The 21,952-nt window shown below is 41.7% G+C and carries 22 protein-coding genes; 9 read left to right on the plus strand and 13 right to left on the minus strand.

Annotated features, from left to right (window positions below; translation table 11 throughout):
• Nucleotides 1-19: 19 nt before the first annotated feature.
• The 6 genes from rlmJ to GQS54_RS05630 all read right to left on the minus strand — a co-directional run bounded on the left by rlmJ (nt 20) and on the right by GQS54_RS05630 (nt 6,315).
• Nucleotides 20-901, minus strand: a complete 882-nt coding sequence (gene rlmJ / locus GQS54_RS05605) for a 23S rRNA (adenine(2030)-N(6))-methyltransferase RlmJ (protein WP_166423089.1) — start codon at nt 899-901, stop codon at nt 20-22.
• Nucleotides 902-1,075: 174 nt separating this feature from the next.
• Nucleotides 1,076-2,710: a dihydrolipoyllysine-residue acetyltransferase gene (locus GQS54_RS05610; protein ID WP_166423027.1), complete on the minus strand. Its 1,635-nt coding sequence runs from the start codon at nt 2,708-2,710 to the stop codon at nt 1,076-1,078.
• Between the two features lie 25 nt (nt 2,711-2,735).
• Nucleotides 2,736-3,713, minus strand: a complete 978-nt coding sequence (locus GQS54_RS05615; RefSeq protein ID WP_166423028.1) for an alpha-ketoacid dehydrogenase subunit beta — start codon at nt 3,711-3,713, stop codon at nt 2,736-2,738.
• Nucleotides 3,706-4,899, minus strand: a complete 1,194-nt coding sequence (locus tag GQS54_RS05620; protein ID WP_166423029.1) for a thiamine pyrophosphate-dependent dehydrogenase E1 component subunit alpha — start codon at nt 4,897-4,899, stop codon at nt 3,706-3,708. Before GQS54_RS05620 ends, GQS54_RS05615 begins: the two co-directional genes overlap by 8 nt.
• Before the next feature lie 368 nt (nt 4,900-5,267).
• Entirely contained in the window at nt 5,268-6,062 is a 795-nt protein-coding gene (locus GQS54_RS05625) for a DUF2189 domain-containing protein (protein ID WP_166423030.1), read from the minus strand.
• Between the two features lie 43 nt (nt 6,063-6,105).
• A complete protein-coding gene (locus GQS54_RS05630) occupies nt 6,106-6,315 on the minus strand; it encodes a hypothetical protein (RefSeq protein WP_166423031.1) in 210 nt (69 codons plus the stop codon).
• A gap of 53 nt (nt 6,316-6,368) precedes the next feature.
• On the opposite strand from GQS54_RS05630, the gene GQS54_RS05635 reads away from it, so the two are divergent.
• From GQS54_RS05635 to GQS54_RS05670, 8 genes are all read left to right on the plus strand, one after another.
• Nucleotides 6,369-7,589, plus strand: coding sequence for a pyridoxal phosphate-dependent aminotransferase (locus GQS54_RS05635; protein ID WP_166423090.1), 1,221 nt, complete (start codon nt 6,369-6,371; stop codon nt 7,587-7,589).
• A gap of 5 nt (nt 7,590-7,594) precedes the next feature.
• Complete coding sequence (gene yfbR, locus GQS54_RS05640) at nt 7,595-8,206, plus strand: 5'-deoxynucleotidase (RefSeq protein WP_166423032.1); 612 nt, start codon at nt 7,595-7,597, stop codon at nt 8,204-8,206.
• A 114-nt stretch (nt 8,207-8,320) separates the two neighbouring features.
• The gene (locus GQS54_RS05645; protein ID WP_166423033.1) at nt 8,321-9,085 is read left to right on the plus strand and encodes a ThuA domain-containing protein; all 765 of its coding nucleotides are present in this window, start codon (nt 8,321-8,323) and stop codon (nt 9,083-9,085) included.
• 395 nt (nt 9,086-9,480) lie between these two features.
• Nucleotides 9,481-10,836 (plus strand): anti-phage deoxyguanosine triphosphatase, encoded by a 1,356-nt coding sequence (locus tag GQS54_RS05650; RefSeq protein WP_166423034.1) that lies wholly within the window; start codon nt 9,481-9,483, stop codon nt 10,834-10,836.
• Nucleotides 10,837-10,924: 88 nt separating this feature from the next.
• Nucleotides 10,925-11,926 carry a protein-methionine-sulfoxide reductase catalytic subunit MsrP gene (gene msrP / locus GQS54_RS05655; RefSeq protein WP_166423091.1) on the plus strand — a complete coding sequence of 334 codons (1,002 nt, stop codon included), beginning with the start codon at nt 10,925-10,927 and terminating at the stop codon, nt 11,924-11,926.
• Nucleotides 11,926-12,573 carry a protein-methionine-sulfoxide reductase heme-binding subunit MsrQ gene (gene msrQ, locus GQS54_RS05660; protein ID WP_166423035.1) on the plus strand — a complete coding sequence of 216 codons (648 nt, stop codon included), beginning with the start codon at nt 11,926-11,928 and terminating at the stop codon, nt 12,571-12,573. Before msrP ends, msrQ begins: the two co-directional genes overlap by 1 nt.
• Before the next feature lie 67 nt (nt 12,574-12,640).
• Complete coding sequence (locus GQS54_RS05665) at nt 12,641-13,024, plus strand: hypothetical protein (RefSeq protein WP_166423036.1); 384 nt, start codon at nt 12,641-12,643, stop codon at nt 13,022-13,024.
• Nucleotides 13,025-13,197: 173 nt separating this feature from the next.
• Nucleotides 13,198-13,674 carry a YchJ family protein gene (locus GQS54_RS05670; RefSeq protein ID WP_166423037.1) on the plus strand — a complete coding sequence of 159 codons (477 nt, stop codon included), beginning with the start codon at nt 13,198-13,200 and terminating at the stop codon, nt 13,672-13,674.
• 101 nt (nt 13,675-13,775) lie between these two features.
• Here GQS54_RS05670 and GQS54_RS05675 read toward each other — a convergent pair whose 3' ends face one another.
• Nucleotides 13,776-14,012 (minus strand): hypothetical protein, encoded by a 237-nt coding sequence (locus GQS54_RS05675; protein WP_158772234.1) that lies wholly within the window; start codon nt 14,010-14,012, stop codon nt 13,776-13,778.
• A gap of 167 nt (nt 14,013-14,179) precedes the next feature.
• Here GQS54_RS05675 and fabA point away from each other — a divergent pair, with 167 nt between their 5' ends.
• Entirely contained in the window at nt 14,180-14,698 is a 519-nt protein-coding gene (gene fabA / locus GQS54_RS05680; protein ID WP_158770092.1) for a bifunctional 3-hydroxydecanoyl-ACP dehydratase/trans-2-decenoyl-ACP isomerase, read from the plus strand.
• A gap of 74 nt (nt 14,699-14,772) precedes the next feature.
• On the opposite strand, the gene rmf is transcribed toward fabA, so the two are convergent.
• From rmf to GQS54_RS05710, 6 genes are all read right to left on the minus strand, one after another.
• Nucleotides 14,773-14,946, minus strand: coding sequence for a ribosome modulation factor (rmf, locus tag GQS54_RS05685; protein ID WP_166423038.1), 174 nt, complete (start codon nt 14,944-14,946; stop codon nt 14,773-14,775).
• 258 nt (nt 14,947-15,204) lie between these two features.
• A complete protein-coding gene (locus GQS54_RS05690; RefSeq protein ID WP_166423039.1) occupies nt 15,205-16,914 on the minus strand; it encodes a DUF3466 family protein in 1,710 nt (569 codons plus the stop codon).
• 30 nt (nt 16,915-16,944) lie between these two features.
• Complete coding sequence (locus GQS54_RS05695; RefSeq protein WP_166423040.1) at nt 16,945-18,855, minus strand: ABC transporter ATP-binding protein; 1,911 nt, start codon at nt 18,853-18,855, stop codon at nt 16,945-16,947.
• A complete protein-coding gene (locus GQS54_RS05700) occupies nt 18,852-19,088 on the minus strand; it encodes a glutaredoxin family protein (RefSeq protein ID WP_166423041.1) in 237 nt (78 codons plus the stop codon). The genes GQS54_RS05695 and GQS54_RS05700 overlap by 4 nt, the downstream gene beginning before the upstream one ends.
• Complete coding sequence (gene rlmKL, locus GQS54_RS05705; protein WP_166423042.1) at nt 19,081-21,186, minus strand: bifunctional 23S rRNA (guanine(2069)-N(7))-methyltransferase RlmK/23S rRNA (guanine(2445)-N(2))-methyltransferase RlmL; 2,106 nt, start codon at nt 21,184-21,186, stop codon at nt 19,081-19,083. The genes GQS54_RS05700 and rlmKL overlap by 8 nt, the downstream gene beginning before the upstream one ends.
• Nucleotides 21,187-21,328: 142 nt before the next feature.
• A complete protein-coding gene (locus GQS54_RS05710; RefSeq protein ID WP_166423043.1) occupies nt 21,329-21,865 on the minus strand; it encodes a cell division protein ZapC domain-containing protein in 537 nt (178 codons plus the stop codon).
• Nucleotides 21,866-21,952: the final 87 nt, after the last annotated feature.

Raw genomic sequence — 21,952 nt, forward strand, 5'->3', positions numbered from 1 at the left:
TCGATACCTAAATTTTCCGTTAAGCCTCTGCCACCAGCCAATTGACTAGGTAAGACGCACTTTTGTTTTGCGCTAACAAGGGGGTTAGCTCAGCTAAACAATCACTAATTTGTTCATCTAATTGCCACGGCGCATTAATGATTGCCATACCTGACCCGTACATACCAGCGTACGTACTGGGATCTTGTACTGCTAGCTCTACTTGTAGTAAGTTTTTAAAACCCACTTGACTAAGCGCCTCAAGCATCTGCTGACTTTTTTGATGTTTAGACGTTGCTCGCTCAAAACCATCGCTTTGCTCATCGTCCCGTTTAGATAATAACGGATACCAAATAGCAAAAATGCCTGTAGGCCAGCGCTTGTAAGCTTTGCTAATGCTGTCGACGACTTGTTGATAATCGTCTGGGGTTTCATAAGAAGGGTCAGTGAGTACCAAACCACGTTTCAATTCAGGTGGTGTCAAAGCGATCAATCCTTCGTAGCCATCTCTGTGATGTACTGCTACGTTATGGCCTCTTATTTGGCGCTTAAGGTTAACAACTTCTTGATTATTCCATTCCATCAAGTGCAAGCTATCTTGTTCACGCATTAGCACACGTGCTATTTCTGGTGAGCCAGGGTATTGCTGATGTTTAATATAACTGGCCGTTAACTCTTGATAGGCTAAAAGTGTTGGTTCAGCACCGGCGTAGTCGACTAGTCGCGTAATCCCCTGCTTGAATTCATTGGTTTTTCGGGCTTGCTCAGAAGCCAAATCGTACATACCGGCACCGCTATGTGTGTCAATATAGGTAAATCCTTTGTCTTTACGTTTTAACTTGTCGATGATCAACATCTGGCAAATGTGTTTTAACACATCCGCATGATTACCTGCATGAAAGCCGTGGCGATAACTAAACAACTGATTCATTCCTTATTGTGCAATACGTTAATAGACTTAAATAGCCTGTAGCTGGCTAGTTTACCTGTAACCTATGCTTAAGCAAAAGTAAAAGTAAGTAAAAGCAAACCCGCATAATGCGGGTTTGTGTAACGGCTTACCTAGCTGACCAAACGCTTAATAATGAATCATTCCCTAACGCATTGTACTGAGCATGGTCATCGGTTTTTCTATATAAGATTTCCAAAGATTATTAAACCTCACCATAGTGGCTCCATCAATTATGCGATGATCACCAGACCAACTCACATGCATTATATTGACTGGACGCACCTGGTCATGCTCATCAAAACGAGGTAAACGTTGAATTTTCCCTAATGCAACAATCGCTGCTTCCGGATGATTAATAACAGGTGTAGCAACCGTTCCACCTAACACGCCAATATTGGATATGCTTATGGTACCACCGGTTAAATCACTTGTTTTTAGTCTGCCTTGCCTCGCTTGCTCAATCAATTCACCTGCCCTTACGGCTATTTCTAAAAGGGACATGTCTTGCACCCCTTTTATGTTTGGCACCATTAATCCGAATTTGCCATCCACTGCCATACCAATATTATGATCGTGAAAATAGGTCAATTCAGTGCAATCATCATTCACTTGACTATTAATGACCGGGAAAGCTTTAAGTGCCATAGACATCGCTTTAATAAAGAACGGCATAAAACTTAATTTAACCCCTTGTACGGTGAAATCATCTTTTAACTGAGCACGTAACGCTATCAAGGCATCCATCTGTATTTCTTCACTCACAGTAAAATGCGGGATAGTTGAAACACTGTTCACCATCTGTTTCGCCATCGCCGCTTTAATACCGCTTATGCGCTCTACCCTAGTTTGTCCTTGATTTGTGCTTTTTGTCACTACCGATGTTGTACTGGTTTTTGCAACCTCAACCGGCTTTTGCATTAAGTCACTCTTTAAAATACGGCCTTTATCACCCGAACCATGAACAAGTGATAGATCAATACTTTTTTCTCTTGCGACACGACGCACTGCAGGACTGGCTAACACTTTATGATTAAGGTTAACGCCATTATCTGTAACCGTTTTAGTTTCTCGGTTGCCTATTTCGTCTTTCTGCGCTTTGTTAGCAGTAGAGACAGGCAAATCTAAACTTGATTTAATGTCACCTTCTACGCTGTTAGCTTCTGTCACCTGCATGGTAAAAAGAGCAGAATGTACTTTCGCAATTTCACCTTGTTGATAACACAGACTCACCACTGTACCACTGTATTTTGCTGGGATTTCTACCAGCGCTTTATCAGTCATCACCTCAACCACCGGCTGATCTTCGACTATGTCATCGCCTTCGCTGACCAACCATTTAACCAATTCACATTCAACAATTCCCTCACCAATATCTGGCAAGATAAACGTTTCAATATACCCACTATGAGCCGGCACGTTACTTTGATGTTCGCGTAACGCAGGGGCATTGTCTTTATGACTTGTTGTAGAATCCGTCTCTGGCATAAGAGCCTCTTGTGAACCAAGATCTTGGCTATCAGGCATTCGAGCGTCGTCGCTTTGAAGGTCAATGTCCATTGCAAACAGAGGCTTATGCACCTGTGCGATTTCGCCTGTTTGGTAATAAAGCTTATGCACTTTACCACTGTACATGGCAGGAATTTGCACCGTGGCTTTATCCGTCATAACCTCAGCAACTGGTTGGTCTTCGACGATGATATCCCCTTCTGATACTAACCATGCTAGTAGTTCACATTCCACTATCCCTTCACCAATATCTGGCAAGATAAAATCTTTCATTTCAGCTATTCCTCGATATTGATGATTAATAATTCACGCAACGTTTAATTGCTTCATACGTTTTTAGATGATCCGGCATGTATTCTTTTTCATGGGCTAAAGGATAAGGCGTATCTAAGCCACAAACACGCGTGATAGGCGACTCCAAATATAAGAAACATCGCTCTTGTACGGTGGCAGAAATCTCGCTGGCAAAGCCGCCCGTTTGAGGAGCTTCATGATTAATAATCAGACGTCCGGTTTTTTTAACTGATTCGCTAACGGTGTGAGCATCCCATGGCAAAATGCTGCGCAAGTCGATGATTTCACATGATATGCCGTCTTTCTCAGCCATTTCAGCTGCTTTTTCAATAACATCGACCTGAGCTCCCCACGCGAGTAAGGTAATATGTTCCCCTTCTTTAACAACATCTGCCTTGCCAAGTGGCAACTCATAGTCCTCTTCTGGTACCTCTCCCACTGACGCACGATACAAGCGCTTAGGCTCCATAAACAACACTGGGTTATCATCTCTAATAGAAGCTAATAATAGTCCTTTGGCTTGATAAGGATTACGAGGGATCACCACTTTCATTCCAGGTATATGAGCAAAAAAGGCTTCAGGGGATTGTGAGTGATATAAACCACCAGCAATACCACCACCATAAGGTGTTCGTATGGTGAGTGTACCGCACGTAAATTGTCCACCTGAGCGATAACGAAACTTAGCGGTTTCGTTAATGATTTGATCAAATGCTGGGAAAATATAATCGCCAAATTGTATTTCAGCGACGGGTACTGAGCCCTGAGACGCAAGACCATTGGCAAAACCAATAATGCCTTGCTCTGTTAATGGCGTATTAAAGCAGCGCCCTTTACCAAACTTTTGTTGTAAATTACTTGTTGCTCTAAATACACCACCGAAATGACCTACATCTTCGCCAAATACCATGACTTTTTCATCGTCGTTCATTGCGGTAACCAAAGCATCGTTGATTGCTTGTAGCATATTCATTTTAATCATGGCGAATTCTCCCGGCAGTCTTCGGGTAAGCATCAGGATATAAGCGAATATGTTTTTTCAATTGACTCAGTTGTTCTTGTAAATGCCAAGGTGGCATGTCGTAAACATCGTTAACCAAATCATCAATCTCACAAATATCGACTTGTTCAGCTTTTTTCATTGCTGCTAAAACCTCTTGGCGGGTTTGTTCAATAAATTGCTTATGTTGCTCTTCGTTTATCCAACCTTTGCTCTTCATCCAATTTTCAAAACGTTGCACGGGATCTTTCTCCCGCCATTTTTGCTCCTCTTCTTTTGAGCGATAACCCGTCGGGTCGTCAGATGTAGAATGCGCGGCAAGGCGATAAGTCATCGCTTCGATTAACACAGGACAATTTTCAGTTAGGGCAATTTCTCGCGCTTTTTGCGTGGCGAGATAAACAGCTAGTACATCGTTGCCGTCAACGCGAATGGTTTTGATACCGTAGCCCAATCCGCGAGCGGCAATTCCATCCCCGCAGAACTGCTCACTCGATGGAGTCGATATGGCATAGCCATTGTTACGACAAAAGAAAATAACGGGACAACTCAGTACAGCAGCCATATTCAGCCCTGCATGAAAATCACCTTCTGATGCAGCACCTTCCCCAAAGTAGCAAATGGTTATGGCCTGGTTACCTGCCATTTTCTGACCGTAAGCATAGCCGGCAGCTTGAGGAATTTGCGTCGCCAGTGGTGATGAGATAGTCATGAAGTTCAACGCCTTATCCCCGTAATGAATAGGCATTTGACGACCTTTATTGGGATCAAGCTTGTTACTGAACATTTGATTCATAAATTGCTCAGTACGGTAACCTCGATATGCTAACGCTCCCTGCTCTCGGTATTGGGACATTATCATATCGTGTTCACTTAGCGCCGCAGCACTGCCTACCGTTGATGCCTCTTCACCACTACAAGCCAAATAGAAGCTGATTCGCCCTTGACGCTGAGCTCCGACCATACGCTCGTCGAGCACCCGTATATAATGCATGGTTTGAAATATTTTATGGGCCGTTTCCTGACTCATATCTGGCATCTGCGCATCACTATGGGCACTACCATCGGGCTGTAAAATTTGTAGCATGGGAATATCTACGGTCCCTTTATCGATGATATTCACCGTATGACTAATTCCCACATCGAAGAGATGATTTCTATCTTTCACCACGAACCCTCTTAATTTATCTAACACCGTCACGATAGACGATGTTTAAAAATTGTTATTTGAGTGTTAATAGTAATGTGAATTTAAGGATAGGACATTTCCAAATTAGTAACGAAATGACTGAAAGAAAGAATGCTTAACCTAATTAACGTACGAAAACATGATGTTCATCCGCCTTTTTTTCTGACCACTTTATCGGTAAAACCATGCTGTAGAGACGTTCGTGCTAGAGGAAATGATTAATGAAGGCGAAAATAGTGAAATAACAGGGTGCACAGCGCAAAACGGCTGAATATAAGATAAAGTGTTCGCCGCCTATGTGGGTGACCATACCTAACACAGGCAGCGTTTAAGACACTAAAAAAGAATTATGCGTATAAACGCTTACGCTTAACTTCAACGCTGTCAATATAACCATGCCAAGTAGCATAACCAATAATAGGCATTAATATAATAAACCCAAAGAATTGGGTTCCGAAGCCGATTAACACGGATACTAAAATAATGCTCGCCCAAAACAGCATTGGAATTTTATTACTCCAAACGGTATTCATACTGGTTAATACCGCGGTAGCCAAGTCTACCTTACGCTCCATTAAAATAGGCTGAGTAAATGCGCTAAGAAAAAAGACTAACAATGTAAAACCTGCCCCGATTACCCCTCCTAACGCTAAAAACGGAAATAAGTTCTCGTAGTTCTCATCTAGGTAAGGGGGATATAAAGCATGTATCAATGATGCAACACGTAACCAAAAAATCATCAGTACCATTAATAAGATGCCTAAACCCCACTCGTTCACTGCGTTACGTTTAACCGCTTTAATACTGTGCCACAAGGAGGGTTTATGCCCTTTCTCCAATTCCCAACTGATATCGTAGAGACCTGCAGCTAAAAACGGTCCAATGAGCATAAAGCACACGATGGCAGGTAAAATAACGAGGTGCCAACCTGTTAGTTCAACTAAATAGGTGATAAACCACGGGATAACGGCAAAAAACAATCCAAAAATTAACGTCAATATAGGGGCGCGTATAGCATCTTGAATACCCAACCTGAGCCAATTAATAGGATCGGTAATAGTCAATTCCCTACAGGGTATGACGCGAGCAATACTGCTACCGGTTATGGCATTTTGCGGGGCTTCTTTAAAAGACTGTGACATAGAGAGGTACTCCAAACAAAAGGGAATTTGTGTCTGTTTTATCTTACTGCTCTTTAAGACTAATCCTATAAATCAAACTTGTCAGGTAAAAATTGCCACTGTCAGGAGAGTTTTCGTGGATCTCGACGATCCGTGTTTTAACTGCCCGTAACACATCGCCATGCCCCCAGGCTTTAGTAGCATTAACGCCTATTACTGGAAACGACATAGAATACGCAAATAATCGTCCCGAAGGCGCAATTATACTTAACATACCCTAGTGCCCTGTATTACTCTTGCTACCACCTTTTGTTATACATCATGATCATGCGCACTTTCAAAAAATCAAAAAAACTCGATAACGTTTGTTATGACATTCGCGGCCCTATTTTAGAGCAAGCTCAAAAAATGGAAGATGAAGGCCACCGTATTTTAAAACTTAATATTGGTAACCCTGCCTCATTTGGATTTGAGGCACCGGATGATATTTTGAAAGATGTTATTCATCATTTACCAAAATCCCAAGGTTATTCAGATTCCAAGGGCATTTATCCAGCGCGTGTTGCTGTGATGCAGTATTACCAACAACAACAAATTAAAAATATATCGGTCAATGATATCTATATTGGCAACGGTGTAAGCGAGCTTATCGTAATGGCGATGCAAGCATTGCTTGATGACGAGGACGAAGTATTACTGCCAAGCCCGGATTACCCACTGTGGACCGCATCCGTCAGTTTGTCTTCGGGTAAACCAGTACATTATCGCTGCGACGAAAACGCTGGATGGGAGCCAGATATAGATGACATCAAGAATAAGATCACGGCGAATACTAAGGCTATCGTTCTTATCAATCCAAATAATCCAACTGGCGCAGTTTATAGTAAGGCATTACTACTGAAGATAATTGACGTTGCTCGAGAGCACGAATTAATGGTCTTTAGTGACGAAATTTACGACAAAATTCTGTATGACGGCGCTAAACATCAATGTATCGCTGCATTGGCGGAGGATATCTTTTTTATTACCCTTGGAGGACTGTCTAAGAATTATCGGGTTGCAGGGTTCCGCGCGGGCTGGCTTGTGGTAAGTGGACATAAAGCACTTGGCCGAAACTATATAGACGGGTTAAACATGTTGTCGTCAATGCGCATGTGCGCCAACGTACCGAGCCAACACGCCATTCAAACCGCATTAGGTGGATACCAAAGCATCAATGATCTGATTGTTGATGGCGGTCGTCTTAAACTACAACGAGACTTAGCCACCACTATGCTCAATCAAATTGATGGACTTGAATGCGTGGCGCCTAACGGTGCCATGTATTGCTTTGTTAAAGTCGATGCTGAAAAATTCAATATTCACAGTGACGAGCAAATGATTATGGACTTGCTACGCAGTGAAAAAGTATTACTGGTACACGGTAACGCATTCAATTTATCCCAGGGCTGCTTTTTCCGCTTAGTCTTTCTTCCACATGTTGATGTACTGCGCCCGGCAATTGAGCGTATTGCAAATTTCTTTAAACACTACCGCCAGGCTGACTAACTATTATGAGTACCCCACAAAAAAGTCATTTTTTTGCCCATCTATCACGCATGAAACTCATTAATCGCTGGCCGTTAATGCGCAATGTAAGAACGGAAAATGTACAAGAACATAGTTTGCAAGTCGCTATGGTCGCCCATTCATTAGCATTAATTCGCAACAAATATTTTGACGGAAAGGTCAACGCATACAAAATAGCCACGCAAGCGATGTTTCACGATGTATCTGAAGTGCTAACCGGCGACTTACCTACCCCTGTAAAATACTACAATCCAGCTATTCAAGCTGAATATAAAAAGATTGAAAAAATAGCCGAGCAAAAACTCATTGATATGGCACCGGCCGATTTTAAAGAAGACTACGCGGCACTGATACAGCATGAAGGCCAAGATGAAACGGAAGCCTTCATCATCAAAGCCGCTGATGTTATCTGCGCGTATTTAAAAACCTTAGAGGAACTCTCTGCAGGTAATCAGGAGTTTGGCCTAGCAAAAAAACGTTTAGATAAAATTCTTAAAGATTACCATTCCGAGGAAGTGGATTATTTTATGCGCGCTTATGTACCTAGCTTTAGCTTAAGTTTGGACGAGATTACCCAAGAAGATAATGCGCTTTAAACATAGCGGATAAACGCTACACAAAATTTGTTAATGGAATAATGAACTAACTGAATACTATTTCTACAAGAAGCCAATAATATCGCTGGTCAACTTGAAAATGGACGTTACCTTATGAAAAGCGCCACCATCATTCTATGCGCCAGCTTATTAATCACATCATCTCTTGCGCATGCCGAGCAATTTAATATATTACTTTTTACCAAGACAGCCGAATGGCATCACAAGTCAATCAACGGCGCAGTACAAGCCATTGAGACCCTAGGGACTAAACATCATTTTGGGGTTGACTGGCAAGAAGATGCAACACTTATTAATGATGACAACCTTAAAAACTATGATGCGGTGGTATTTTTGCTTACTTCTGGCGATATATTAAATACGCCGCAAGAATCAGCACTACAACGGTTTATTCAATCCGGTAAAGGATTTGTGGGGATCCATAGCGCATCCGATACAGAGAAAACATGGCCTTGGTATAATCAGCTGGTGGGGCATGTGTTTAAAATCCATCCTGAAGTACAAAGCGCACAGATGAAGGTTGTCTCTAGAGATTTTCCTGGACTGGAGTATTTGCCTAACACATTGCTGTGGACTGATGAATGGTATGAATTTGGCCCTGCTCAAAGCAAAAACTTACATTACCTCCTAACAGTAGATGAGAATACTTTTGCTCCTCATGCTCAGTGGGGAGACAATATAGGCGATGGCATGGGTACGTTTCATCCTATTTCGTGGTATCACCAATTCGATGGTGGACGCGCTTTCTATACTGCGTTGGGACATAAACCAATTGCCTATCAAGACAATGCATTTCTACAGCATATTTACGGCGGGATATATTGGGCAGCAACAGGAAAAGGGATCCCAGCGAAATAATAATTCTTAGCGATATATTTAAAGCATGATACGTCCGTGCAGCAACCTACCCTGTGATCAGCCAAAAATGGCTTTTTAACTGACGTAGGGTAACCGCTCAATCTACCTGCAGTAGCATTTGGCGTGGTTGTTAATTCCCATAAAAACAAGCATATACATTATGCTCCGCCGAGGAACAATACAGGTGACGGTATGGACTAGTTTCATGCTATTTCTTAGTACCACCAATTCTATGCCTTAGCGTTTTTTATACTGCGCTAGGGCATAAATCTATTGCCTATCAAGACAATGCGTTTTTACAGTACATTTACGGTGGTATATATTGAGCGACAACAGGTAAGGGAATTCCGGCAAAACAATCATTCCCAGAGGTATTCACAGAGGTATAAACGTCCATGCAGCAACCTAACATGTGGTCAGCGAGACATTTTTCACAGCAAGTACAACGTGATGGCGATCATCGCTCACCGTTTCAACGTGACAAAGCCCGTATACTGCACTCTGCGGCATTTAGACGTCTGCAAGCCAAAACGCAGGTATTGGGCGTGGGCATGAGCGATTTCTATCGCACACGATTGACCCACTCCCTTGAAGCCTCGCAAATAGGTCAGGGAATTGCTGCACAGCTTCGCCAAAAACATCCAATTCTTACAGATAAACTTGGCCTTAACGACACGCTAATTGAAGCCTTGTGTTTAGCGCATGACATTGGACACCCTCCTTTTGGCCATGGCGGTGAGATTGCTCTGCATTTCATGATGCGTGAATATGGTGGTTTCGAGGGAAATGGACAAACATTCAGAATCGTTACCAAGTTAGAGCCTTATACCCCATCTCATGGAATGAACCTCAGTCGCCGAACTTTACTTGGGCTGGTAAAGTATCCAAACTTTATTGAACCATTAACCAACATCCAACCTGCCTTAGCAGACACGAATATATACACTTCATCACATCGCAATATTAAAGCCGCTGATTGGGTTCCCCCTAAGGGGCTGTATGCATGTGAGAAGGGAATGTTTGACTGGCTATTGCAGCCTTTGTCTTTGCAAGATCAAGCCTTACTTTGCCAGATAGCGCCGAGTACCTCATTGCAGCGACACCATAAAACCACATTTAAATCCTTTGACTGCTCAATTATGGAACTGGCCGACGATATCGCCTATGGCATACACGACTTAGAAGATGCCATTGTTATGGGGATCGTTAACCTACCGCAGTTTGAAGAACAAATTGTTGAACCAATAGAGGCATTAAGTGAAACATGGTTGGCTGGGCATATTTCAATGCTCGCTAAAAAACTGTTCAGTAAGCACCATCACGAACGCAAAGATGCGATAGGCGCGCTGGTCAATAGTTTCATTACCAATATAGAAATAATCCAAACGGATCCTGCCTTTGAGCATGACTTGCTCAAATACAACGCAGTATTCCAACCTGAGTTTGAACAGGCTCTGTCTATCTTTAAACAGTTTGTTTATCAGCGGGTGATCCGCAAACCAGAAATACAAATACTGGAATACAAAGGACAGCAAGTTGTGATGGGGCTATTTGAAGCCTTCGCATCAGATCCTGAGCGTTTATTGCCAGAAAATACTCGCCTTCGCTGGCTTAATGCGCAGAACGAATATAACGGAATGCGTATAATTTGTGATTATATTGCCGGTATGACAGATGAATTTGCCTCGCGCCTGTACGCAAATTTGTTTATTCCCAAAAGTGGTGTTATTCCCGATAGCATAGGACTTTAGCTGCCGATTAAAAACAATTGAAATTTTTGGTCTTAATTCATTGTCCTTAGTAGTAATCATTAAGGTATTTAACGCAATTAAGGCCACCATGTTAATCAATGTACCCAAAGCAAGCGCTGTCAAAGAGAGCGAAATCACCGACGAGAAGGTATTCAACCAGCGCCGTGACATCCTTAAATCTATGGGATTCGTCGGTGCTTCAGCGCTACTCACTAGTCAATCTGCTCAAGCTAGTTTTTTCTCTGACGACGATAAAAAGACATTTAAAACCCGAGCGCTTGACTATGCCCCGGCGGCAAAACAGCAACAGAGCCAGGCGTTTACGCCCGAAGAGAAAATAATCACTCACAACAATTTTTATGAGTTTGGTACAGCTAAATCAGATCCGGTTGAAAATGCTCAACAGTTCAAAGTGAACCCGTGGAGCCTGAGCGTAGAAGGGTTAGCTGAGAAACCATTTACGTTAAATTACGATGAACTTTTCAGCCAATTTCCTCTTGAAGAACGAATTTATCGCATGCGATGTGTTGAAGCATGGTCCATGGTCGTTCCATGGATTGGTTTTTCATTGGCGGCATTAATCAAAAAAGCCAAACCGTTAAGCTCAGCCAAATACGTTGCATTTGAAACGTTATATGATCCTAAGCAAATGCCGGGGCAAAAAAATCGCTTTGCAGGTGGCGGTATTGAGTACCCTTATGTTGAAGGATTACGTTTAGACGAAGCCATGCATCCTCTTACCCTACTTTCTGTTGGACTTTATGGTAAGACGTTACCTGCTCAAAATGGCGCACCAATTAGACTCGTAGTGCCTTGGAAATACGGCTTTAAAAGTATCAAGTCTATTACCCGTATTCGCCTAACCGATAAACGCCCGCCTACAACGTGGAATATTTTAGCAGCCAGCGAATATGGCTTCTATGCCAATGTGAATCCTGAGATTAGCCACCCCCGGTGGAGTCAAGCTAGCGAACGCCGCATTAGCTCGGCCGGTTTGTTCTCGCGAAATCGAATAGATACCAAGATGTTCAACGGTTACGATGAAGTGGCATCGCTTTATCAAGGCATGGATCTAAGAAAAAATTTCTAATGGCAAAGACTCCTTCCTTTAAGCTAACCAAGGCACACGTGCCTTGGTTAAAACTTGGCATTCATTTAGGGGCATTGTTGCCCTTACTAATAACGTATTATCAAGCTTTTAATGACCAATTAGGCGGCGATCCCGTCACCGCACTTATACATTTTACTGGTCTAGGTGCGTTTAAGTTGCTGTTGCTGTCATTACTTATCACCCCCCTTGCGCGACAATTTAAGCAAGGCTTACTTATCAATGTTCGCAGATTACTTGGGCTGTATAGTTTCAGTTATGCATTTGCTCATCTGGCAAGTTACGTATTATTCGATTTACAACTCGACTGGTCGCTTTTACTGAGCGAAATAGTCAAACGCCCTTATATAACGGTAGGCTTTGTCGCCTGGATAATTTTGTTTTGTCTCACTTTAACATCAAACAAAAAAGCTCAGCGCAATTTAGGCCAACGTTGGCAAAAACTACATAATTGGGTTTATCTAGCGGTGGGGCTTGTGGCTCTTCACTTCTTATGGTCAGTTAAGTCAGATGTAATAGAACCGCTTATCTATATACTCTTAACCTTATCACTGCTGCTTTACAGACGAGGTAAGTTAAAACGTTGGGTAAAAAATCGAATAAATAATACGCAAATAAGCAAAAAATAACTTGCATGTGTTTTTATACAGTACTATTGTATTTGCAACCACTGTATAAACAAACAGGTAAAAGCAAATGGCCAGCGTACATGCAATATCAAACCCTAAAATTAGCCACTTCGACAGTGTTTCAGTTTTTAATCAAAAACGCTTACAAACAATTCTTAGGGGCGAAAGTAAAACAAAATGGTCGTATCTTATTGCAGATAATATTGCGTTTACTCACCCTAACACGCGCTGCATTAAGCTAAAAAAACCCACTCAGGCGCAAATGGCTATTTGGTTAGAGAAACTTATTACCGCTGAACAATGTGCCAATATTTACGTTGAGCAATTACACCTAGACGAAATGAATCAAATACGTCTCACTCAACTATGTGCTATTCACAACGTAAATGTGGTTAATTTAATGACGCAAAATCAAGCTAGCGTGATAAAAGGTCCATGGCTAAACAACTGAGTATGTTTACTGAACAATACGGATGTGTGCATTAATACATAAAGGCAAACAATTATGCTTAGCTTAGCGCTGAACAATAGCGTTATCTCCATTGTCAAAAGTGTATAATCTATTTATTGATCTTGTAACGATATGGAGGAAATGGCGATATTTTTTGCTGTTAACTAGAATAAATGAATGATCCTTTATGCTTTTGTAATAGCGGCCGCACCTTTGAGCTGTGTTGCAAACCTTATATACACAATGTTAGCTGTCCTGAGACACCTGAACAGCTTATGCGCTCACGTTTTAGCGCATATGCCACAAAGAACTTCCAGTACATTTTAGATACCTACACTATCACCCAGCGCAAAAATTTGACCTTGCAAGTATTATCTCAAGGCGGTGACGACAGCCATTGGCTTCGTTTAGATGTATTAGACACGTTTACAGACAATCGCACTCAGGCAGGTGAAGTTGAATTTGTTGCCTATTACCGGCAAAACAACGTAATTTACCAGATGCACGAGCGTTCGAAGTTTTTCCGTGAAGAAGATCAATGGCGGTATGACTCAGGAGTATTATTTGAAGACGGTGGCGTGTACAAACCCCAACGCAATGATAGTTGTTTATGTGGCAGTGGAAAAAAATTTAAAAAGTGCTGCATATAAACGTCAGTTGACTACCACTTATAAGTAACTAAACAAAGCGTGTGACAAAGATAGATAAGTTCTGGCCTTTTTAAGCGCTATTTTCTGTTAATTATTTATACTTATTTATCGTTGTCTTTAAGCCACTCGTTTAACAGCTTTATTTGCCCACACTTATAGGCTGCATAGGTTATGCGTAACGCATTAGACAATAATTCACTGTCAGACCAACCTGTTTTCGCAGATAGTTCTTTGTAGCTCTCCATACCTTGAGGGGTTACATAACCACGAACTTGTTGTTTTCCTAATTCTTTTTGACGCTCTCTAAATCTGCGTTGCTTCTGAGCATTGGCAACCATTTTGGGATTTTTCATTACAATGTCATTATTAAGGTTAAAATGATGATAAATTCGCTGATATCATCCATTACTATGGCAGAGATGTAAAATAATTAACTGCTCAGAGTTGTTTAGCTTACAAGTGTTCGCTAAATTACGTCCTTTAAAAATATTAGACTCGGAATACTATGACAATGAATCAAGGCAGTTTTACAAAAGAAGAATTATTAGCCTGCAGTCGAGGTGAGTTATTTGGTCCTGGTAATAGCCAGCTACCTGCACCAAACATGTTAATGATGGATCGTATTATTAATATCTCTGAGGAAGAAGGAGAGCATGGAAAAGGCGTTATCATTGCCGAATTAGATATTTCGCCAGACTTATGGTTTTTCGATTGTCATTTCCCTGGCGATCCCGTGATGCCAGGCTGCTTAGGCCTAGATGCAATGTGGCAGTTAGTTGGCTTCTTCTTAGGTTGGTGTGGCGGACCAGGAAAAGGCCGTGCTTTGGGTGTGGGTGAAGTTAAGTTTTCAGGTCAAATACTTCCCTCAGCTAAGAAAGTCACTTACCGTATCGATATGAAACGTGTGATTAAGCGTAAATTGTATATGGGAATTGGCGACGGTGAAGTGTCTGTTGATGGCCGCGTAATCTATCAAGCTAAAAATCTTAAAGTGGGCTTGTTTCAAGATACGAGCACTTTCTAAGCAAAGTCTAAGCAAAAACAGTAACCGCAAATTTTTGCTGTAAAAAACAAAGCCCCGTAAGGGGCTACATTTAACTAGAATTTAAGACCGACGCTTCGGTCTCCCATGGCTTCTCGCCACCCTCCTAACCATTCTGAACGAGCCGTCGTGGCTTGAAATGGACAGTTTTCTTTAGATCTACCGGAAATGCCTGCGTGGTATCCCTTTGAATGCGCTCTGGAAAGTTTATCTCTCTTTTGTCTCTTCATTTCATCGAGTTTCCTATTTTTACGTAGCGATAACCGTGCTTAAATTAAGCACGTGTATAGAGATAGTAGATCAGGCATATTGGTTCAATAGCGTTTGGCTAATATAATCAGAAAATAGCGACAGGACATTGATTTAATTAATATAAATTTAATAAACTCAATTCGAATATTAGACAGATTATTTATTGTATTTAGTAATAAAAAACTAAACATCCACAAAAAAGCCCGCTAAATGCGGGCTTCAGGAGTCAGTTTTTTTTACGACAACTTTATACGTCTGCGTATTGCTATTACCATTAGGCCGAACAGTGAGATAAGACCAAAACCCGCTCCTTGACGGTCAGTGTCATTGTCGCTTTTGTCGTCACCAGGTTCTGTCACATCACAGTCCTCGATAAAGCCTCCCGCAATTGGCTCTAAGCGAACACTGATAATTCTATCAACTATGACTTCATCACCGTTGCTGTCTAGCACCACATCACCAAAAATATTTTTAGACTGTGTGCGCACTAGAGCTGAAGCTGCAATCACACCGTCATTATTGATGCCTGTGGCATTCACTAACGTATAAGGTGAATTACATTGAATTAAATCATTCATGTTGATAAATTCAGACGAATTGCTATCAAATCGAAAGGCGTGGCTTCTTCTGGCCGATACACCTGCTTCTATCTCGCCTTTACCTACCACTATGCCAGCATCGTTGATGGCATTGGCAAAGCTCGATGAGCCCAAGAAAAAATCTTCTGGGAAAACGGTTTCATCAGTATTTATATCATGTATAAAAAATTTGCTACGCGAGATTCCATTAACCTGCTTAACCGCTGAACCAACCACTAAACCACTATTATTAATGTCCGTTGCGGTACTTGATGTATAGGTTTGGTCATCCGTAATCTCAGTGACTGTATCGCCTTCATAAATAGCAGCAAAGGTACGAATAAAATTAGTATCGCGATATTGACCTGAGGATTCACCTACGGCTACACCGTTATCATTGATCGCTAAAGCTTTGCTTTCATAACCATTGGTGTCGTCTTCTTCAGGGGTATAAGCCAAGCCTAGCTCTTTCGTGCTAATGATCTGCCCTTGATTATCCAACTGCCAAATAGTACCTCGGCGCTGAAAGTTGAACTTTAACGATTTCTCACCACTAGCAGATGCAGAACTTAAGTTAATTCGACGTAGGCAGACTTCCGCTGGCTCGTCTCCACGGACATCTTCATCATTACAATTATCAACTGAAGTCTGCAGTGTAGAACCGTCTAAAAGTGTAGTCGTACTGTAGCCAACAACCTGATTACTGTTGTTTACGTCATAGGCTACACTCAGGCCCCCTGCCGTATCATCAATGGGAGGCAATTCAATGGTTGTATTATTCACTGTGGCAAATGCACGGCTGTAAAAATCATTCACTACATAGGTAATATCAGTACCTGATTCTAAGGTGTAATCTAAGGTGTAAAATACGTCGAAACTGCTACCTACCGTCGTACCCGAGTCATTTATTCCTCGCACAAGTGTATCGTTGCTAAAGGTATACTCGTTTGTGTTTGCATCAAGTACATCAAAGCCAGGGATTAAAGCGCTGTTATTGTCTGATTCAACATAAGCATGGCGATTAGCAATTTGTTGAATGGTTAGACCTTCACTGTTGGCATCAGCCGTCAGTAATCCATATAGAAATGTATAATCAGCGTCGTTATAGTTACCTATTTTCGCTGCTTCAATATCAGTCAAGTTATCAATAAGCGTTTGCGACTCGAAATTTAGTAACGATGCATCAATAGGTGGATTAAACGGTATTGAAACATTAATAGCGATTTGCCCACTGGCGTTGATATCACTTGGGAAGGTATTCAAGCCTACGTTATTTGTTTCGAGCTCAACCACATTGTATTGCGCGGCATTAGCCAAGGATATCGTCAATGCAGAAAATGCGAATGCTGCCAATCTAGTTTTATTCATTTAAAATCCTGATTTCTTTTATATGTTATTTTATTCAGTTAAAGCTTCGAGCTCATCCCAACGCGCATAAGCCTCGGTCAAGCTGCTTTCAGCATCAGCAAGTTGGGCTAGTATCTTGGATGTAGCGTCGTTATCTTTCTTGAAAAAATCCCCATCGCTTATTTGCGATTGTAATTGCGCGATTTCTTTTTCTAATTTATCGATTGAAAGAGGCAGTTTTTCGAGTTCAAGTTGCTGCTTATACGATAATTTTTTACTCGGCTTACTTTGAGGCTTGGTCTTAGGACTATCACTTTGTTTAGAAGTTTCAGTTTTGTTTTTATTTGCTTGTTTTGATACCGCGTTTGCAGCATACCATTGATAAATATCGGCATAGCCACCGACAAACTCTTTAATTTTACCTTGGCCTTCAAAAAACAGGCTTGAAGTCACAACGTTGTCGACAAATTCTCTATCATGGCTAACCAAGATAAGCGTACCTTTATAATTACCGAGTATATCTTCTAGTAACTCTAAGGTTTCTACATCGAGATCATTGGTTGGCTCATCGAGAATAAGTAAGTTGTTTGGCTTAAGCATTAATTTGGCTAATAACAAACGGTTCTTTTCGCCGCCCGATAATGAACTCACAGGCACATTCACTCGCTCTGGTGTAAACAAGTAGTCCTGTAAATAGCTAATAACGTGCTTGCTGCTGCCGTTTATCTCTACTTCACGCTTACCATCAGCAATGGCGTCAATCACTTTGAGCGACACGTCAAGTTGCGAGCGATGCTGATCGAAATAGGCTAATTCTATTTTGGTACCGCAACGCACCGTGCCTGACGTTGGCTCTAGTTGTTCTAGCAATAGTTTTATCAGCGTACTCTTACCGCAACCATTAGGGCCGATAAGGGCAATTTTATCGCCGCGGAAGATGGTGAAGTCTAAGTGGTCGACAATATTTTTATCGTCGATTTGATAGCTAAGGTTTTCAGCTTCAAAGATAATCTTGCCTGAGTTTTGTCCTTGGCCAAGTGTGACAACAGCACGACCTGTTACATCACGTCGTTCACTGCGTTCATTACGTAATGCTTTCAATGCACGAACGCGCCCTTCGTTACGTGTGCGACGAGCCTTAACACCTTGTCTTATCCAGGCTTCTTCTTGACTCAATTTTTTGTCGAACAAGGCGTTTTGCGTTTCTTCAACTTCTAAGTCATGGGCCTTTTTATCCAAATACTCTTGATAGTTACCAGGATAACTAACCAGTTGTCCACGGTCTAAATCAACAATACGTGTGGCAACGTTACGTATAAAGGCCCTATCATGGCTGACAAAAACCACTGCGCCTTGATAATCAAGGACCGTGTTTTCCAACCATTTGATCATACTAATATCTAAGTGGTTAGTAGGCTCATCTAATAATAAAATATCAGGCTGATTAGCAAGTGCTCTTGCAAGTGCCGCTTTACGGCGCCAGCCGCCTGAAAGCGAAGACAACTGTTGATCTGGGTCAAGTTTGAGCTGGGTTAACACCTGCATTATTTTTTGTTCAAACTGCCAGGCGTTATGATGATCAAGTTGTTGCTGCAACTTTTCGAGCTTGTCCATCTGTGCTTCGCTGTAATCGGTAGCAATAACATGAGTCTGATGGAAATACGCTTTCAGGATCTCCCCTACCTCAGCCATGCCTTCGGCTACATAATCAAACAAACTGCAATCTACACTTTGCGGTGGATCCTGCGGTAAACGTGAAATTTTAACTTGATTGCCGACTAATCTCTGGCCATCGTCTAGTTTCAATTCTCCAGCAATAATTTTTAATAATGTGGACTTACCGCAACCGTTTCGGCCAACAAGACACACACGTTCACCTGGATGGATTACTAATTCCACACCACTTAATAAAGGTGGGTGACCGAAAATAATACTGGCATTTTTAAGTTGTAATAAACTCAAGACAAAAACTCTCTTAATTGTTGTTCATTGAAAGGCCACTCGAGCTCAAGCTCTGTGTCTAACCTTTTCAGTACTGGGATACGTGCACCGTATAAATGATATAACTCTGTAGACGCTCTAACATCAACCTTGTTATAAGATGCGTCTGGTGCCGCGTAATTTAAAATAACTTCTGCTTCATCACACAGGCAGCAATCTTTGCCGGAGTATAACAAGATGGTTACATTAGACATTCAGGGTAAACACCCAACATCCATGTATCTTTGGATTACGCTTAAAGTCTTCAGGTAAGGTTTTCTGGGTAAAATCTTGAATACTCAGACCTAACTTGCCGATGCCCTCTTCATCCAATTTAAACTGGCGTAAATTATTGGAAAACATGATTTCCCCACCAGGGCGTAAACATCTTACGGCATTACTGAGCAATGCTAAATGGTCGCGCTGAACGTCCCATGTTGTATCCATACGTTTGGAATTAGAAAACGACGGTGGATCGATAAAAATAAAATCATACTGTTTGTTATGTCTATCTAACCAAGTCAAGCAATCCGCTTGAATAAATTCATAGGGTCCCTTTAAATTATTTAGCGCAAAATTCTCTTTTGCCCAATCCACATAGGTATTCGACATATCAACGGTAGTCACTGATTTAGCCTTACCTATGGCCGCGTGTACCGAAACACTGCCGGTATAAGCAAAAAGATTTAGTACGTCTTTATCTTTGACTCGCTGCTGGACTAATTGGCGTGTTATCCGGTGGTCAAGAAATAATCCAGTGTCCAAGTAATCAGTCAAGTTAAGCTTGAACTTGGCACCGTTCTCATACACTTCAACTGTCTTCTGAGTCTGAGAGACTTTCTCGTACTGGCTTTTACCTTTTTGCTGCGCCCTAACCTTCATCACAATCTGTTCTGATGGCACATCAACACAGCTGGGCAATGCCACAATCACTTCATGTAAACGTCGCTTCGCTTTCGCTGCAGGTACATCTTTCGGGGCAGCATATTCCTGCACAACTAGCCAGTCTCCATAGCGGTCGATTGCTACGTTGTATTCTGGCAAATCTGCATCGTAAATACGGTAACAATTGGTATTTTCCGTTTTAAGCCATTTACTGAGACGTTTGAGATTTTTAGTCAAGCGATTAGCAAAGTCATTATTATTAAGTGATACTTCTCTGGTAACGCAGTTCTTTTCATCTAATGCGAAGTTAACCAACTGACATTCTAATTTGCCGTTCATCAACTTATATTCTTTGTTAGCGAACATTTTCATGCTGCGCAGCAAATCTCGATTAGACGTCAATAAAGATAAATTCCAACCTTTGAAATGTTCTTTAAGATTCACTCCCCAATCTTGGAACAACGGAAGCAAAGCGGTAATTTCACTCAGTCTTTCACCGTAAGGCGGATTACTAACAATATAACCTGGTGCCTGTCCTTTAGGCGGCGTCACTTTGCATGCATCTATGGTGTTAAATTGTATAGCTGAGAATACCCCAGCAGCATCGGCATTTTCTTTAGCAATGGCAACAACACCGTGGTCGATATCACTTGCGCAAATCACACTAGTTGACTCAACAATCTTTGATTCTGCATCGGTTAACAGTGATTGCCATAACGTAGCATCATGTTGAAGCCAGCGCGTGAAGCCCCAGTCTTTGCGCTTCAGCGCTGGGGCAATATTGGCAGCCATAAGCGCCGCTTCAATCGCAATGGTGCCCGCACCACACATAGGGTCAAGCAAAGGTAATGCTTTATTTTGCGTCCAACCGCTGCGCACCAACATAGCGCAAGCAATGTGCTCTTTTACAGGCGCTAAGCCAGTTTTCACACGGTAATGACGTTGATGTAAACTGTGCCCTGACAAATCAAGATAAACCGTTAACTTGTCACTCCACATTCTCCCTTGCAAGCGAATATCGGGATCAATTTTACTCACCGAGGGTCGTGATTCGAACAATTCATTAAATTGGTCTACAACCGCATCTTTAATTTTCAATGCACCAAATTGGGTATTGTTAATACAATGATTGGCGCCAACAAAGTCGACGACAAATGTACTATCAACGCTGAAATGCGATGTCCAATTTACGCTACTGGTGATTTGATATACGTCATCAGCGACATCCACGTGGCCTTCTGCAACCTTAAGCAATACCCGATTGGCCAAACGCGACCACAAGCAAATTTTGTATGCGTGCTCAATTTCACCGCTAAACAACACCTGACCAGGCTTGGTTTTTACGGATAATTGCGGACACAGCGCAGATATTTCTTTGGCAAGAAGCTCATCGAGCCCCTTAGACGTGGTGACTAAAAATTCAAACATATACCGATCCAGTTATTTCTTCGGGCGCGATTATACGGTAATAAAGGAGTTATCGCATGGCTAAATGCAGAAAAATCAGATTGTTAATTTGTAGAATGAAAAATGAATAACGACAGGGATAAATGCTGAGGGAGGCTTACAACTAAGCGCGTTTATAAATAGGAATATCAGCGAGATATGGAATGAGTCGATCGCTCATAACTTTAATTATTTCAAACTGCGCTAATGTTTTACTACTGCTTACGATAAATTGTTCAGAAATAAGCATACACGTTGCCGTTGTGCCGTGCTGTTCTATCACAATGACCTGACCTAATTCGCTATTATCATTGTCAGCTGCCTCTAACATCGCCAATTGACAATGCACCCCACTAGTCGATTGGGCTTTGTACAACCAACTCTTCATGCAAACAGGTTTATGGAATTTAAGCGCAGCCGTAGCATTTAATAAAACTTGCACCAACTGCCCTTCTGACAAAGCTAACCCGCTGCTATCTAAGTTTTCAGCTAACGCCACATAGTGCTCGGTATCTTCAAGACTAAATAACTGTTTATCGGTAGGTAAATTAACTAAATTCTTTAGGGCAAAAGGCACCACAAAGGTCAATGTGTGACCTAGGTCGAGACGCAGTTCGTTATCGTGCGTATACCAAAACCAATTTGTATTAGGAAGAAGCATGATTCCTTAGCCTAGTTAGAATTTAATCCTTAAATAAAAGCTAGCATAGTTTACCTTGGAATCATGCACTTTTCGTCATACTTAAAG

It is taken from the genome of Paraglaciecola sp. 20A4 (assembly GCF_011378905.1).
Lineage (GTDB): Bacteria > Pseudomonadota > Gammaproteobacteria > Enterobacterales > Alteromonadaceae > Paraglaciecola.